At 65.4% G+C, this 15,378-nt stretch carries 16 protein-coding genes; 7 read left to right on the plus strand and 9 right to left on the minus strand.

Features of this window, described 5'->3' with window-relative positions; all coding sequences use genetic code 11:
• Positions 1-310 precede the first annotated feature (310 nt).
• Complete coding sequence (locus K289_RS0100495) at positions 311-1,870, plus strand: winged helix-turn-helix domain-containing protein (RefSeq protein ID WP_027549643.1); 1,560 nt, start codon at positions 311-313, stop codon at positions 1,868-1,870.
• Positions 1,871-1,920: 50 nt separating this feature from the next.
• On the opposite strand, the gene K289_RS0100500 is transcribed toward K289_RS0100495, so the two are convergent.
• Together K289_RS0100500 and mddA are read right to left on the minus strand one after the other, a co-directional pair.
• Positions 1,921-2,343, minus strand: coding sequence for a GFA family protein (locus tag K289_RS0100500; protein WP_027549644.1), 423 nt, complete (start codon positions 2,341-2,343; stop codon positions 1,921-1,923).
• A 268-nt stretch (positions 2,344-2,611) separates the two neighbouring features.
• Positions 2,612-3,400 carry a methanethiol S-methyltransferase gene (mddA, locus tag K289_RS0100505; protein WP_027549645.1) on the minus strand — a complete coding sequence of 263 codons (789 nt, stop codon included), beginning with the start codon at positions 3,398-3,400 and terminating at the stop codon, positions 2,612-2,614.
• A 133-nt stretch (positions 3,401-3,533) separates the two neighbouring features.
• Between mddA and K289_RS0100510 the strand changes: the two genes are divergently transcribed.
• Positions 3,534-5,084, plus strand: coding sequence for a winged helix-turn-helix domain-containing tetratricopeptide repeat protein (locus K289_RS0100510; protein WP_027549646.1), 1,551 nt, complete (start codon positions 3,534-3,536; stop codon positions 5,082-5,084).
• Positions 5,085-5,100: 16 nt separating this feature from the next.
• Here K289_RS0100510 and irr read toward each other — a convergent pair whose 3' ends face one another.
• A complete protein-coding gene (gene irr / locus K289_RS0100515) occupies positions 5,101-5,592 on the minus strand; it encodes a Fur family transcriptional regulator Irr (RefSeq protein ID WP_027549647.1) in 492 nt (163 codons plus the stop codon).
• A 166-nt stretch (positions 5,593-5,758) separates the two neighbouring features.
• On the opposite strand from irr, the gene K289_RS0100520 reads away from it, so the two are divergent.
• Positions 5,759-6,070: a hypothetical protein gene (locus K289_RS0100520; protein WP_027549648.1), complete on the plus strand. Its 312-nt coding sequence runs from the start codon at positions 5,759-5,761 to the stop codon at positions 6,068-6,070.
• Between the two features lie 20 nt (positions 6,071-6,090).
• On the opposite strand, the gene K289_RS0100525 is transcribed toward K289_RS0100520, so the two are convergent.
• From K289_RS0100525 to K289_RS0100535, 3 genes are all read right to left on the minus strand, one after another.
• Entirely contained in the window at positions 6,091-6,660 is a 570-nt protein-coding gene (locus tag K289_RS0100525; protein WP_027549649.1) for a DUF2147 domain-containing protein, read from the minus strand.
• Between the two features lie 31 nt (positions 6,661-6,691).
• The gene (locus tag K289_RS0100530) at positions 6,692-7,354 is read right to left on the minus strand and encodes a DUF3313 domain-containing protein (RefSeq protein WP_027549650.1); all 663 of its coding nucleotides are present in this window, start codon (positions 7,352-7,354) and stop codon (positions 6,692-6,694) included.
• A gap of 255 nt (positions 7,355-7,609) precedes the next feature.
• On the minus strand, positions 7,610-8,245 hold the full coding sequence (locus tag K289_RS0100535; protein ID WP_027549651.1) for a TetR/AcrR family transcriptional regulator: 636 nt from the start codon (positions 8,243-8,245) through the stop codon (positions 7,610-7,612).
• Between the two features lie 198 nt (positions 8,246-8,443).
• Between K289_RS0100535 and K289_RS0100540 the strand changes: the two genes are divergently transcribed.
• The 4 genes from K289_RS0100540 to K289_RS0100555 all read left to right on the plus strand — a co-directional run bounded on the left by K289_RS0100540 (position 8,444) and on the right by K289_RS0100555 (position 13,646).
• On the plus strand, positions 8,444-9,994 hold the full coding sequence (locus tag K289_RS0100540; protein ID WP_027549652.1) for an ABC transporter substrate-binding protein: 1,551 nt from the start codon (positions 8,444-8,446) through the stop codon (positions 9,992-9,994).
• A 222-nt stretch (positions 9,995-10,216) separates the two neighbouring features.
• The gene (locus tag K289_RS0100545) at positions 10,217-11,188 is read left to right on the plus strand and encodes an ABC transporter permease (protein ID WP_027549653.1); all 972 of its coding nucleotides are present in this window, start codon (positions 10,217-10,219) and stop codon (positions 11,186-11,188) included.
• Positions 11,185-12,024 (plus strand): ABC transporter permease, encoded by an 840-nt coding sequence (locus K289_RS0100550; RefSeq protein ID WP_027549654.1) that lies wholly within the window; start codon positions 11,185-11,187, stop codon positions 12,022-12,024. The genes K289_RS0100545 and K289_RS0100550 overlap by 4 nt, the downstream gene beginning before the upstream one ends.
• A gap of 2 nt (positions 12,025-12,026) precedes the next feature.
• Entirely contained in the window at positions 12,027-13,646 is a 1,620-nt protein-coding gene (locus K289_RS0100555; RefSeq protein WP_027549655.1) for an ABC transporter ATP-binding protein, read from the plus strand.
• A 1-nt stretch (position 13,647) separates the two neighbouring features.
• On the opposite strand, the gene K289_RS0100560 is transcribed toward K289_RS0100555, so the two are convergent.
• Genes K289_RS0100560 through K289_RS0100570 form a run of 3 tightly spaced genes read right to left on the minus strand, consistent with a single transcriptional unit; the run spans position 13,648 to position 15,359 of the window.
• Positions 13,648-14,427, minus strand: coding sequence for a sulfite exporter TauE/SafE family protein (locus K289_RS0100560; protein WP_027549656.1), 780 nt, complete (start codon positions 14,425-14,427; stop codon positions 13,648-13,650).
• Positions 14,428-14,456: 29 nt separating this feature from the next.
• Positions 14,457-15,005 (minus strand): rhodanese family protein, encoded by a 549-nt coding sequence (locus tag K289_RS0100565; RefSeq protein ID WP_027549657.1) that lies wholly within the window; start codon positions 15,003-15,005, stop codon positions 14,457-14,459.
• A gap of 24 nt (positions 15,006-15,029) precedes the next feature.
• Positions 15,030-15,359, minus strand: a complete 330-nt coding sequence (locus tag K289_RS0100570; protein ID WP_027549658.1) for a helix-turn-helix transcriptional regulator — start codon at positions 15,357-15,359, stop codon at positions 15,030-15,032.
• Positions 15,360-15,378 lie beyond the last annotated feature (19 nt).

The following is a 15,378-nucleotide window of genomic DNA, read 5'->3' on the forward strand; positions in this document are numbered from 1 at the left end:
ACTTGTGGCCCGCAGCCCGCATGAGCGAAGCGATACCCGCACATCTACGAGTTCATCGCCGCGCAGATCGCATGCAGCGCGACCACATCACCGCGATCTGACGTTCGCGTGATTGACGCAGCGTCTCCCGACAATTCGCGCAGAACCGCCATATTCTCTTCGAGGTTGAATTCCTATCCGCAAATGGCATGGCAGGCATCCCTCAATAGGATGAACCAGGCATGCCCGCCAATGGACTCACAGACTTCAAGCCGGAATCCATTCTGACATTTCATTTGCGTGACTTTGTCGTGAGGCCAGAGATTTCGACGTGCAGTTTGTGTTCAGGGACCACCTTCTCGATACCGACCGGCGTGAGCTGAGCCGCGAGCAGGTTCCCGTTTCCGTGGAGCCGCAGGTTTTCGACCTCGTCGTCCACCTCATGGAAAATCGTGACCGGGTCGTCAGCAAGGACGAGCTGATCGACAAGATCTGGCATGGGCGCATCGTCTCGGAATCCACCCTGACCAGCCGGATCAACGCGGCCCGCAAGGCGATCGGCGATGACGGCGCGAGCCAGGCGCTGATCCGCACCGTCGCGCGCAAGGGCTTTCGCTTCGTCGGCGACGTCGCGATGAAGACGGGCACGATGACCTTGGAACCCGGCCGGGAACCCGGACAAGCGCAGGCCGCGCCGGCGCTGCCCGACCGGCCCGCGATAGCCGTGCTGCCCTTCACCAACATGAGCGGGGATCGCGAACAGGACTATTTCTCCGACGGGATCAGCGAGGACATCATCACCGCGCTGTCGAAGCTACGCTGGTTCTTCGTCGTCGCGCGCAACTCGTCCTTCGTCTACAAGGGCCGCGCCGTGCACATCCACGAGATCGCACGCGAGCTCGGCGTACGCTACGTGGTCGAAGGCAGCGTGCGCCGGAGCGGCGAGCGCTTGCGGATCTCGGCGCAGCTCAACGACGTCTCGACCGGGAGCCATCTCTGGGCCGAGCGCTACGACCGCGGCCTTGCCGACGTCTTCACCGTCCAGGACGAGATCACCGAGGCGATCGTTTCGGCGATCGAGCCTCAGCTCTACGCCGCCGAAAGCTTTCGCGCACAGCAGAAGCCGCCGGGCAGCCTGGATGCCTGGGACCTCTTGATGCGTGCGCTGTCGCACTATTGGCGCATCACGCGCGAGGACAATGCGGTTGCGCAGACGCTGCTCGCGGACGCGATCGCGATCGACCCCGCCTATGGCAAGGCGCTCGGCCTGCTCGCGACCAGCCACATGTTCGGCGCGCATATGGGCTGGGCCGACATGGACGCGACCATCCCGATCGCCGAACGCGCCGCGCTGGCGGCTGTCGCGGCCGACCGCGACGATCCCTGGGCCCATCACGGCCTCGCCTACACCTACCTGTTCCGCCGCCGCTTCGACGACGCGCTGGCCGAATTCGAGCTGGCGCTGCGGCTCAACCCGAATTTCGCGATGTCGCACGCGTTCTACGGCGTCACGCTGTGCTACGCCGGCCGCTGGCAGGACGGCGATGCCGCAGCCCGCCGCGCACTGCGGCTGAGCCCGCGCGACCCGTTCGCGGCGATCTATTGCGGTGTTGCCGCCTATGCCCAGTTCATCGGCCGCAACTATGACGAGGCCATTCAAATGGCGCGCGAGTCGCTCAGGCAGCGCAGCGATTTCGTCGGCGCGCATCGCGTGCTCACGGCCTCGGCCGGCATGCTCGGCAATCGCGAGCTCGCCGCCTCCGCGCTGCAGGGCTTGCGCCGCGCCCAGCCGAACATCTCGCTCGGCTGGATCATGAACGAGCTCCCGATGCAGCAGGAGAAGGACCGCAAGCACTATCTCGAGGGATTCCGGCGCGCGGGATTGAGGTAGGTGTTGGTGCTTGGTTCACCCTCCCCTGGAGGGGGAGGGTGAGAGCGCCCCTACTCCTGCATCGTCTCGCCGCTGCCGCCGAACTCGGCGGGAAAATCCTTCAGCTTGGGCAGGCCGTCGCGCATCGGGAGCACGGCCTCGGCATAATTGACGTGGACGCCGGGCGCGAAGGCGAGCGTGGGAATGGTGGCGGCGAACACGTCGATCATGTCGAGCGGCGGATGGTTGGTCATGAGATGACCGCCGCACTTCCTGCACCATTTGCGCTGGCTGAGCGGCGTCTTGGCGTAGGTCTCGACGTTCTCGGCGCCGGCCGTGATGCGCACGGCTTCCGGCTTCCACAGGCTGAAGGCGTTGACCGGCCCACCCGACCACGAGCGGCAGGAGCGGCAATGGCAATAGCCCATCGCCTCCGGCGCGCCCGTGACCTCGACCGTAACAGCGCCGCAGAAGCAATTTCCGACATGTTTCATCTTTGTCTTCTCCTTGGGTGAAACTGAAATTCGTGAGGCGAGCAATCTGCTTCTAGCCCTCTCCCCGTCCTTACGGGGCCGCGACGAGCTTCGCTCGCGCTGAGAGCGTCGGGGCGAGGGCCTGCTTCGGCAGTGACGGCGGCAGAGGAACTCGCGGTGGCTCCCCCTCACCCGCCGCGCTCCGGACGATGATTCGCATCGCTCGGCGCGCGTCGGCCTCTCCCCGCAGGCGGGGGAGAGGCGAAGTGGCGCCGCCCGCATCTCAAGCTTACGCCGATCTGCGCCAGGGAATAAGCATCGACACGCGTTGTTTGTACTGCCGGTACTCGTCGCCGAAGAGGGCGACGAGGTCGCGCTCCTCCAGCGCGATGCCGACGAGGATGTAGAGCGTGGTCACGGCCGCGAACAGCAGATGGCCCACGGTCATGGTCGGCGCCGCCCAGAACGCGATGATGAAGCCGAGGTAGATCGGATGGCGGACGAATTTGTAGAACAGCGGGGTCCGGAAGCGCGGCGGCGGCGCTTCCTTGTCGAGCAGATGATTGGTCACCTGGTGCAGCCCGAACAGCTCGAAATGATTGATCACGAAAGTCGACGTGAACACTAGCACCCAGCCTGCGAACGAGACCGTGACCAGCGTCACGGCGAGATCGGGATCCTGGACATCCCATACGATCGCGGGCAGCGGACGCCACTGCCAGAACAGAAGGAGCAACGACAGGCTCGCCAGCAGCACATAGGTGCTGCGCTCGACGGCCTTCGGGATCACCTGCGTCCACCACGCCTTGAAGCGCTGGCGCGCCATCACGCTGTGTTGAACGGCGAATAGCGCCATCAGGAGGAGATTGATGATGACGGCCTCTGCCGCGGACGTGTCGGTTCCGGTGTCGATGCTCTTGGGCACCACCAGCCCCATGACGAAGCCGATGGCATAGAGAATGGTCACGAAAAACACGAGATAGGCCGCAATTCCGTACAGAAAGGCGAAGAATTTGAATATCCGCGGGCCCGCAATCTCCGGGCCGATAGAATGCACCTGGTGATCAATTTGGGTCATAGACAGCTCCGTTGTGCCGGGTTGCCGGCACTATTTGGTCGCTGCACCATGCCGCATTGGACGGGTCTAAGCTTTTGCGGACGATTGATTTTAGCCTGAGACGACTTTGATTTTTGCTTGAGACGACAGAGCCGTGCGATTTCGCCTCGAAAACAATGTCCTCGATGCTGACCGTCGCGAGCTGACCTGCGACGGCGCCGCCGTGCCGCTGCAGCCGCAGGTGTTCGATCTGCTGCTCTATCTTGTCACTGAGCGCGCGCGCGTGGTCAGCAAGGATGACCTGATCCGGCATGTCTGGGACGACCGCGTCGTCTCGGATTCCGCCCTGAACAGCCGCATCAACGCCGCGCGGAAGGCGCTTGGTGACGATGGCGCGGCGCAACGGCTGATCAAGACGGTTCCGCGCAAGGGCTTTCGCTTCATCGGCGACGTCGTGGAGGAAACCGCGCCCTCGCCCGCGCCGGCCGAGGCGCGATCCGCATCCGCGCGGCCGGCGCCCGGCCGCCCGGCGATCGCGGTGCTCGCCTTCGAGAACATGAGCGGCGACCCCGAGCAGGAATATTTCGGCGACGGCATCAGCGAGGACATCCTCACCGCGCTGTCCAAGCAGCGCTGGTTCCTGGTGATCGCCCGCAATTCGTCCTTCACCTACAAGGGGCGCGCGGTCCATATCCGGCAGATCGCCGCGGAGCTCGGAGTCCGTTACGTCGTCGAAGGCAGCGTGCGCAAGGCGGACAACCGCGTGCGGATCACCGCGCAGCTCAATGACACCACCACCGGCAGCCATCTCTGGGCCGAGCGCTACGACCGCGAGCTCGTCGACGTCTTCGCCGTGCAGGACGAGATCACCAATGCGATCGTCGCGGCGATCGAGCCGCAGATCCATGCGGCGGAGAATTTTCGCGCGCATCGCAAGCCGCCGGCCAGCCTCGATGCCTGGGACCTGGTGATGCGGGCGCTGTCGCACTACTGGCGCGTGACGCGGCAGGACCACATCGCGGCGCAGGCGCTGCTCGAACGCGCGATCGCGATCGACCCGGCTTACGGCCAGGCGCTGTCGGTGCTGGCGGCGAGCCACATGTTCGGCGTGCATCTCGGCTGGGCCGAGCTTGCCAAGGCGGCACCGGTCGCGGAAGCCGCCGCGCTCGCCGCGGTGCGCTGCGACCATGAGGATGCCTGGGCGCATACCGCGCTCGGCAGCGTCTTCTTCTCAACGCGCAGGCTCGCTGACGCGCTGTCCGAGTTCGAGCAGGCGCTCACGCTCAATCCGAACTTCTCGCTGGCGCAGGGCTATTACGCGCTGGCGCTGTCCTATGCCGGCCGTTCCGGCGATTCATTCGAGGCCGCGCAGAAGGCGATCAGGCTCTCACCGCGCGATCCATCGCTGGCGATCTATCACGGCATCGCCGGCTATGCGCGCTTCACCGAGCGGCGTTATGACGAGGCCGTCGCGCTTGCGCGCGAGGCGATCCGCCATCGCGGCGACCTCACCGGCGCCTATCGCGTGCTCGCGGTCTCCGCCGGTATGACCGGCGATGTCGCGCTCGCGGAGCTGGCGCTGCGCGAACTCCGCCGCACCCAGCCCAACATTTCGCTCGACTGGATCGCGACGCAGCTGCCATGGAGGAACGCGGCCGACCGCGAGCACTATCTGGAAGGGTTTCGGCGCGCGGGGTTGACGTGAGGTGCGGCCGACGCCGCTACGCGGTCTTCCTGCGCAGATGGACGATGACGTCGAGCCGCGCGATCTCGTGGCCGGGAAGCGGCTCCGGCACTCGCGTGAAAGTGAGCTCGCCGGGGACATCCACCAGCATGTCCTCACCCTCCAGATAGAAATGCGGATGTACGCTGATATTGGTGTCGAAGAACGACTTGATGCCGTCGGCCGCGATCCGGCGCAACAGGCCCGCATCGGTGAACTGATTGAGCGTGTTGTAGACGGTCGCCAGCGACAGGCGCATATCGGAGGCGACAGCTTCCTCATAAAGCTGTTCCGCGGTGACGTGACGATGGCCGCCGAGAAACAGCAGACGCCCGAGCAGCAGACGCTGGCGCGTCAGACGCAGGCCCGCATCGCACAGCAATTGCGCGCAGCGCGTCATGCCATCATCCGCGGGCAGGTGCAGGCCGGACGTTTCAATCGCGCCGTCGCTGTCATCGCCCGCACGCGTGGTCGTGGCGTGGAAATCCATCGATCATCCCATGGTTGGGTGCCGGACGCAGCTCCTCGTCCGCTAGTTGCCACTGAATCGCAAAAGCGGCGTGGTGGCTTTGATCCCGATCAAATCCGCTTCTGATCTATCGCAAAGTGGCCAGGTTTATTCCCGGCGAGACTGCGCCGGTATCAATGAGGCCCACATGTCCAGACCGGTTCCCGACAAGGCAGAGGTCGCGCTCGAATATCCCGACAAGTTCTATGTCGGGACCTTCGAGCATTCATCACGGTTCGAGGCCCATCTCGACGGAAGTGGCGTCGTGCTCGTGCTCGAGCGTCCGGGGGCGGAGGACGAGCGCAAGTCGGTTCACCTGCACATCAATTTCGGCCTGCTCGCGGGCATTCTGCGCGACCTCGCCACTGATGTCGCCGCCACTCCCAAGGAGGATATCGCGCACCGCGAGCAACTCGCCGGCGCGCTGGCCGAGTTACAGCAGGCTCTAAGGGCGTCCTGAAGCCGGCGGCTACTTCGCCTCTACTTCGCTTTGGCCTGGGTCGGCTTCGGGGCCGGCATGGCCGCCCATTCCTTGTCTGCGCGGGGGCCGTTGAGATCGCCGGTCAGGCCGACGAGCTGGCCGGGCAGCACGTCGAGGGTCTGCTGCCAGGTCTGGGTCTGGCACAACAGCCTGATCAGGCAGCCCTTGAGCTTGAGGCGGTCGATGGCGTCGCGCCACAGCGAGACCGAATAGAGCTTGCCGTCCTCGGCGTTGTAGATGTCGCCGGCAAACCGACCCTCGGGCGTCTGCTGCAGTCCCATGATGAGCTGGTGACCGAGCAGCGCGCGGGCGCGCTTGTCGGGATCTGGATTTTCGCTGTCACGATAAGGCTGGCCGCGCTTGTCGACCGGTTCCTTCATCCAGACGATGAAGCCACAGATGCGATCGCGCGATGCGCCGCAGCGTTCGAGCCTGACGCGTGCGCGACCGTCTTCGACGAGCCATGTGCCCGTGGGATCGGCAAGCGTCGCCGCTCCCGCGCGGCCGCCAAAGCTCATCATGATGATGGTGATCGCGACGCGCAGGGCGAAGCGAAGGAGGAAGTTCATCTGCGACACCTTTCGTTGGAGGGATTGCGCGTCAGTTCAACTGCGCGAGCAGCGCATCGGCGCCCTTGTCGACGCCGGCGGTGGCGGCCGCGAGCGAGCCGACGCTGGCCTTGATGTCGTAGGCGGCCGGATATTGCTTGGTGACGTAGGCGCTGAGCAGGCGCGAGGTCGTCGCGTCGAAGATCTCGACACCGTAGACGACCGAGCCGGTCATCATCCCCTCGCCGTCGCGCGCGGCCTGCACGCCGTTATAGACGGCGCCGGCGAGATCGAAGCGGGAGAGCGTGCCGAGCACCGGCGTATTGGCGACGGCACCGGTGAGCGTCAGCCTGATGCGCAGCGTGCCCGCTTCGCGCTCGCGCACGAGCGCGAAGCGGCCGCGCAGCCGGTCGGCGAAGCGGGTCTGCATGTAGGCGGCGAGTGTCGCCTTGTCCTTGTCGGACATGTCGCCGAACTGATGATCCCTGCCGCGGTAGATCACGACGGGTTCGAGGATGACCTTGTTGTAAGCGCGCCAGTCGGCCGCGGTGGAATAGCGGTAGGGCACGCGGCCGGAGGCGTCCGACTTGTCCGGCGCCATGTAGGCCGATGATGCCATCTCCGAATAGGGCACGGGCGCGACCGAAGCGCAGCCGACCACGACGGCGCACAGCAGCAGCGTTCCCAGACCGCGCAGGGCGATCGAGCGATCCATTCAAGACTCCTCTTGCGGCTTTTCAGGTCAGGCGATGGCGACCGCAGCCGCGTACGGGACCAGACGCGGCTGCGGGGCTCACCATCGCCGGCCCGAAGGCATCGTCCGGGGCCATCTCGGATGCCTTGGGCCGCCTCAGTGCCCCCGTCTATAAAACCGACCAGTTGGTTTGTAAAGTCCCGAAATATGGGCCTGGCGCATTTGGCCGCAGGCGCGGATTTGGGCAGTGACCGGTGGAAGATCGTTAACGGCGAATCAGGCGCGCTTGCGCGCCGTCGCGCGCTTCAGCGCCGGGGCGCCGGCCTTGGCGGTGCGTGATTTCGCGGGCTTTTCCAGCGCGCCCCACTGGCTGTCGTCGAGCAGGCGCGCGAACAGGCGCTGATGCTCGTCCTTGCTGAGCGGCGACATGCCGAACAACGAACTCAGCAGCAGTCCCATCGCTCCAGCCCAGCGCAGCATCGCGAGATCCGGGTCGGCGGCCTCTTCCCTGATCGCCGCCATCCTCTCCATCTCGCGCTCGCGCGGCAGCGCCATCAGGCGGGGATTCTCGACCATGGCCGCAACCAGTGCCAGCGCGGCGGAATTCGGCGAGGTTGCCGCTTCGCGCACGGTCGCGAGCTGAGTCGCCAAATTGGGATTCGCGGAGGTCTCACTCACCTTCGCCATGTAGCCGGTCGAGAACTCCTCGAAATACGCCATCTGCCGCTCCAGCAGCGCCTTCAGCACCGCTTCCTTGGTGCGGAACTGATGCATTACGCCGCCCTTGCTGAGGCCACTCTCGCGCGCGATGGCATCGAGCGTCAGCCGGCCGGGCCCGTCGCGCGCGATGATCGCGATCGCCGCTTCGAGCGCAGCATTGCGGGATCGTTCGGAGCGCGTCGCATTGTCCATGGCCGACTTGTCTCCGTGACAAGCGAATGAATCAAGTGAAAACAGGACGCGCTGTACATTTTTTGTGCGATCGCTGTCGCGACTTTCATCTTGCGGCGCCGAACGGGACCATGTGAGCCTCGATATCGGATGGGGACTGGGATGGGCCGGCCGTAGCTTTGCGCGTCTACGGCTGGTCTCGCTTGAGAAAGATACGAGATGCCGAAACGAGTGTTGCTTGGTCTCCTCCTGGCTTGCGGCCTCACGGCCTCGGCGATGGCGCAAGAGCCGAAGACGGGAGGCGTGATCAATGTGGTGATCCAGCCCGAGCCGCCCGGCCTGATGCTTGCGATGATCCAGAACGGCCCGACCCAGATGGTGTCGGGCAATATCTTCGAGGGCCTGCTCCGCTACAGCCCCAAGCTCGAGCCGCAGCCGGAGCTCGCCGAAAGCTGGAGCGTCAGCGAGGACGCCAAGACCTACACCTTCAAGCTCAGGAAGGGCGTGACCTGGCATGACGGAAAGCCCTTCACCTCCGCCGACGTGCTGTTCTCGGTCGAGATGCTGAAACAGACGCATGCCCGCGCCCGCAACAATCTCGGGCAGGTCGACAAGGTCGAGGCGCCCGACGACACCACGGTGGTGTTCACGCTGAAGCAGCCGTTCGGTCCGTTCCTCGGCATCTTCGAGGTCGGCTCGATGCCGATGGTGCCAAAACATCTCTATGAAGGCACCGACTGGAAGACCAATCCCTACAACAACGCGCCGGTCGGCACCGGCCCCTTCATGTTCAAGGAGTGGCAGAAGGGCTCGTTCATTCGCCTGGTCAGGAATCCGAACTACTACGAGAAGGGCAAGCCCCATCTCGACGAGATCTACTGGCAGATCATCCCGGACGCCGCCGCGCGCTCGGTGGCGTTCGAGACCGGCAAGGTCGACGTGCTGCCCGGCGGCTCGGTCGAGAATTTCGACGTGCCGCGGCTGTCCAAGCTGAAGGACACCTGCGTCACCGGCGCCGGCTGGGAGTTCTTCTCGCCGCTGGCCTGGCTGTGGCTCAACAACCGCCAGGGTCCGCTCGCCGACAAGCGGGTGCGGCAGGCGATCCTGTATGCGATCGATCGTGACTTTGCGAAGGACGTGATCTGGAACGGGCTGGGCAAGGTTGCCACTGGGCCGTCGGCCTCGACCATCAGGTTCTACACCGACGACGTGCCGAAATATCCATATGACCCGGCGAAGGCCAAGGCGCTGCTGAAGGAGGCCGGCTACAAGGGCGAGAAGATCCGCCTGCTCCCCCTCGCCTACGGCGAGACCTGGCAGCGCTGGGGTGAGGCCGTGAAGCAGAATCTCCAGGACGTCGGCATGAACATCGAGACGATCGCAACCGATGTTGCCGGCGGCAACCAGAAGATCGGCGACTGGGATTACGACATCGCCTTCACCTATCTCTACCAGTACGGCGATCCCGCGCTCGGGGTGGGGCGCAACTACGTCTCCAGCGCGATTGCCAAGGGCCAGGTGTTCAACAATGTCGAGGGTTACTCCAATGCGGAGATCGACAAGCTCTTCGCCGACGGCGCGGTCGCGACGCCCGACGCCAAGCGCAAGGAGATCTACGAGAAGGCGCAGAAGATCCTGGTCGAGGACGTGCCGGTGGCCTGGATGCTCGAGCTGCAATTCCCGACCATCACGCACTGCAAGGTCAAGAACCTGATCACCACCGCCATCGGCGTCAATGACGGCTTCAAGGACGCATGGCTCGACAAGTGAGGGCGCACTCGACTTCACCTCTCCCCGCTCTTGTCCGCCGAAGCTCAAGCGAAGGCGGATGCGGGGAGAGGTCGACGCGCTCGGAGAGCGCGGCGGGTGAGGGGGTACAGGTCCATCAGCATTCTCATGCGTGGAGAGAGGCCCCTCTCCCCGCAAGAGCGGGGCGAGGGAGCGCACCGCCTCAATGGCTTAAGGTCACGTCACCCCATAAGATTCTCTAAGATGCTCTCCTTCATCGCTCAGCGTGTCCTCAAGGGCGTGATCGTCCTGCTTGCGATCGTCGTCCTCAATTTCGTCCTGATCCGGCTTGCGCCCGGTGACCCCGCGGTCGTGATGGCGGGCGAGGCCGGGGCCAGCGACCAGGTCTTCGTCAAGCAGCTCAGGGAGAAATTCGGCCTCGACAAGCCGCTGCCCGAGCAGCTCTTCATCTACGTCAAGGGCGTCGTCACCCTCGACCTTGGCTTCTCCTTCCGCCAGCAGGCGCCGGTGTCGAAGCTGATCCTCGAGCGGCTGCCGGCGACGCTGCTGCTGACCCTGACGGCGTTCGCGATCTCGCTCACGCTCGGCATCCTGTTCGGCACTTGCGCCGCGCGCTTCGCCGGCACCTGGCTCGATACCGCCGTCACGATCTTCGCGCTGATCTTCTACGCCATGCCGCTGTTCTGGGTGGCGCTGATGGGCATCCTGCTGTTCTCCGTCACGGTCGATTGGCTGCCGAGCTTCGGCTACGAGACGGTCGGCGGCAACTACACCGGCTTTGCCCGTGTGATCGACGTCGCAAAGCACCTGATCATGCCGGCGATGACGCTCGGCCTGTTCTTCATGGCGACCTACACCCGCATGACGCGGGCCTCGATGCTGGAAGTGAAGCGGCTCGACTTCGTCAAGACCGCGCGCGCCAAGGGCCTCTCCGACGCCGTGATCCAGCGCCGCCACGTGCTGCGCAACGCGCTGCTTCCCGTCGTGACGCTCGCCGGCGTGCATTCCGGCACGCTGATCGGCGGCGCCGTCATCACCGAGACCGTGTTCGCCTGGCCCGGCATCGGGCGGCTGATGTACGACGCGCTCCTCCAGCGCGACTACAACCTGCTGCTCGGCGTCTTCGTGATCTGCTCCGCCATGGTGCTGATCTTCAATCTCATCACTGACCTGGTCTATCGACTGGTCGACCCGCGCATCGAATTCGCCTCATGAAACAGTTCTGGACATCGATGCTACGCAGCCCGAGCGGCGTCATCGGGCTCATTATCCTTCTGCTCGCGATCTCGATCGCCGTGTTCGGGCCGATGCTGTTCCCGAATTCGCCCTGGCGCATGGTGCAGCGGCCGTTCCTGCCACCCTTCACGCTCTCGGCCGTGCCGCTCGGCACCGACGCGCTCGGCCGCGACGTGTTCGCCGGCATGATCTTTGGCGCGCGCGTCTCTCTGCTGGTCGGTCTGGTTTCCACGTTCGTCGCGCTGGTCCTCGGCGTGCCGATCGGCGCCATGGCCGGCTATTTCGGCGGCAAGGTCGACGACGCCCTGATGCGCTTCACCGAATTCTTCCAGACCATTCCGAGCTTCGCGCTCGCAATCGTGCTGGTCGCGATCCTGCAGCCCTCGATCTATTCGATCGTGGCCTCGATCGCGGTGGTGAGCTGGCCGCCGGTGGCGCGCCTCGTGCGCGGCGAGGTGCTGTCGCTGCGCACACGCGAATATGTCCAGGCCGCCGTGGTCACAGGCCAGAGCAACACCTGGATCATCCTGCGCGAGATCCTGCCCAATGCGCTGTCGCCGGTGATCGTGCTGGCCTCGCTGATGGTGGCGACCGCGATCCTGCTGGAATCCTCGCTGTCCTTCCTCGGCCTCGGCGATCCCAATCTGATCTCTTGGGGCTACATGGTCGGCGCGGGCCGCACCGTGATCCGCCAGGCCTGGTGGATCACCGTGTTCCCCGGCGTCGCCATCCTGATCTCGGTGCTCGGCCTCAACCTGATCGGCGAAGGCCTAAACGACGCGTTCAATCCGCGCCTGTCGCGGGAGGGACGCTGACGATGACCGCGCTGGCCGTCGTCTCCATCAGGAACCTCAAGATCGCGCTGCCCAAGGGCGCCGAGCGGCCGTTCGCGGTCGACGGCGTCTCGCTGGATCTGAAGCCCGGCAAGATCGTCTGCGTCGTCGGCGAATCCGGCTCCGGCAAGTCGATGTGCGCGCATGCGCTGATGGGCCTATTGCCGGACACGGTCAGCGTCACCTCCGGCGAGATCCAGTTCGAAGGCCGCGATTTGCTCAAGCTCGACGACGATGCCTGGCGCGACCTTCGCGGCCGCAGGCTCGCGATGATTTTTCAGGAGCCGATGACCGCGCTCAATCCGTTGATGCGGATCGGCGACCAGATGGCGGAGATGTTCGAGGCGCACGGCCTGCTCACGCCGAAGGAACGGCGCGCCAAGGCGCTGGCGCTGGCGCGCGAGGTCGGCCTGCCCGACCCCGAGCGCATCGTGCGCGCCTATCCGCATCAGCTCTCGGGCGGCCAGCGCCAGCGTGCGATGATCGCGATGGCGCTCGCGCTGGAGCCCGCGGTGCTGGTCGCGGACGAGCCGACCACCGCGCTCGACGTCACCACCCAGGCGCAGATCCTGAAGCTGATCCGCAACCTCCAGCGCAATCGCAACATGGCGGTGATGTTCATCACCCATGATTTCGGCGTGGTCTCAGACATCGCCGACCAGGTCGTGGTGCTCAGGCATGGCAAGGTGGTGGAGGAAGGCCCCGCCGCGACCGTGTTCAACGCGCCGCAACACGACTACACCAAGGCGCTGCTCGCCGCCGTGCCGTCGATGGATCCGCCGGCGCGCAGCCCCCTCGACGATCAGGCCAGGGCCGTCGAGGTGATCGGCCTGGACAAGACGTATGTCACCTCGGGTGGCTGGTTTCGCGAGGACCGCCGCGTCGAGGCCGCGCGCGAGGTCAACTTCACCATCCTGAAGGGCGAGACGCTCGGCCTCGTCGGCGAGTCCGGCTCCGGCAAATCCTCGGTGGCGCGCCTCGTGATGCGGCTGGTCGAAGCCGATCGCGGCACGGTGCGGATCGGTGAGACCGATCTCACCTCGCTGTCCGGCAAGGCGCTACGCTCCGAGCGCCATCGCATCCAGATGATCTTCCAGGATCCGTTCGCCTCGCTCAATCCGCGCCGCAAGATCGGCCACATCATCGCCGACGGCCCGATCGCGGCCGGGACCGCGCCGAAGGTGGCGTTCGATCGTGCCCGCGATCTCCTCAAGATGGTCGGGCTGGATGCCGGCGCGCTCGAGCGCTATCCGCACGAATTCTCCGGCGGCCAGCGCCAGCGCATCGGCATTGCACGCGCGCTCGCGCTCGAGCCCGAGATCATCGTTGCCGACGAGGCCGTCTCCGCGCTCGACGTCTCCGTGCAGGCCCAGGTCTTGAGGCTGCTCGAAGACCTCAAGGCGCGGCTCGGCCTGTCGATGCTGTTCATCACCCACGACTTGCGCGTCGCCGCGCAAATCTGCGACCGCATCGCGGTGATGCAGCGCGGCGCCATCGTCGAGCTGAAGCCGACGGCACAGCTCTTCGCCGCGCCCGAGCACGCCTATACGCGCGAGTTGCTGGCCGCGGTGCCGGGGCGGAAGGAACGCGTGCCGGCGGCCTGAATCACGTCAGGCCGAGGTTGCGGACCAGCATATAGATCGCCACCGCGAATATGAGCGCAGCGAACACGGTGTTCAACGCACCTTTGCGCTCGGCGAGCAAGCTGGCGGAGCGGGCGCCAAAGAGCCCGCCGAGAACTCCGCCGGAGACAAACAACGCGGCAAGATACCAATCCACGAGACCGGACAGAGCGTAGTTGGCCGCCGTCGTCAGCCCGAAGGCGGTCACCGCTACAAGAGAGGAGCCGACCGCATAGAGGATCGGCATGCCGGTGGCCGCGATGAGCGCCGGCACGATCAGGAAACCGCCGCCTATGCCGAAGAAGCCGGACAAAGCTCCCGTGGCAAGCCCCAAGGCGAGAAGCTTCGGCAGATTTCCCCGGTTGAGCCGGACCGATGGCTCGCCCTCGCCGGAGCGGCCCTTCAGCATCAGTGCGCCCACGACCATCATGACAATGGCGAACAACGCCAGCAGCTTCTGGCCCTCGACGATCTTGCCGAGGGTAGAGCCGAGAAAGGCACCGGCGACGCCTGCGAATGCGAACACGGAGGCGCAGCGCCATTTCACGTTGCCGGCGCGGGCGTGGTTGACGAGGTTCGCGGCGGCGTTCGCCGCGACGGCGATCGCGCTGGTGCCGATCGCCACGTGCGGATCCGACACGCCGACCAGATAGACGAGGAGCGGCACGGCCAAAATCGAGCCGCCGCCGCCAACCAGCCCCAACGAAAATCCGACCAACGAGCCGGAGGCGAGGCCGAGCGCACCTTGGGTCAGCGCCAGCATAGTGGACGACTCCTGATTTTAAGCCCCGCTCACGCGGCCCGCGCGGGCGAGCCGTACACGCTGCGGTTCCAGGGCGCCCGCATGAGAATAGGGGCCATGCCGCAAAAGCCGGTGACACCGGCTGTGATCAGCCCGGCGCCGACGAAGGCCGGCACCGCGAAGAACCACGGCGACACGAAGAGGCCGAGCAGCGTACCCATGACAGCAAGACTGCCGGCGCCGATCTGCACCTGGCGCTGAAGCTCCAGCGGCTGGCGCCGGTCGGTCACGACCGGCAGGCCCGCCTTGCGCCAGGCGTCGAGCCCGCCTTCGACGATGAAGGCTTCACAGGCGTCGCCGAGCTTCCGGGCGAGCCGCGGCGCGTTGGCCTGAGTGCGGGCGCCGCTTTTACAGTGGAAGATGACCGGCTTGCCCTGATGCACGGCGAGGTCGATCTCGTCGAGCTTCGACAGGGGGAGATGCCGCGCGCCTGGGATCTTCTCGCGGGCGTGCTCATCGACTTCGCGGATGTCGATCAGGAGGGCGCCGCTGTCGAGAAGGCGGCGCGCGTCGGCTGGCTTGATTGCGGGTAGTGACATGATTAGCTCCTCTACTTTCCTGAATTAGTTCTTCGCCTTGGTGGGCTTGCAAAACAGCCTGTGCAGCGTGGCAAAGAGTTGCTCGATGCGCGGATCGGCGATGCGATACCAGAGCGTCTGGCTTTCGCGCCGAAAGGTGACGAGGCCCTCCTCGCGCATCCTTGCGAGGTGCTGCGACAGGGCCGATTGCGACAGACCGACGGCTTCCGCGAGAGCATTCACGTTGCTCTCGCCGCGTTCGACGAGCTGGCACAGGATCATCAGCCGACGCTCGTTGGCGAGCGCGCGCAGGATGCCGGCGACCTCAACCGCCTGCTTTTCGAAAGTCTCCAGATCGAAGGCTTGGGAGGCCATTGGCCCACTCCTTATTTTA

This window comes from Bradyrhizobium sp. Cp5.3, from assembly GCF_000426265.1.
In the GTDB taxonomy this organism is placed as follows: Bacteria; Pseudomonadota; Alphaproteobacteria; order Rhizobiales; family Xanthobacteraceae; genus Bradyrhizobium; species Bradyrhizobium neotropicale.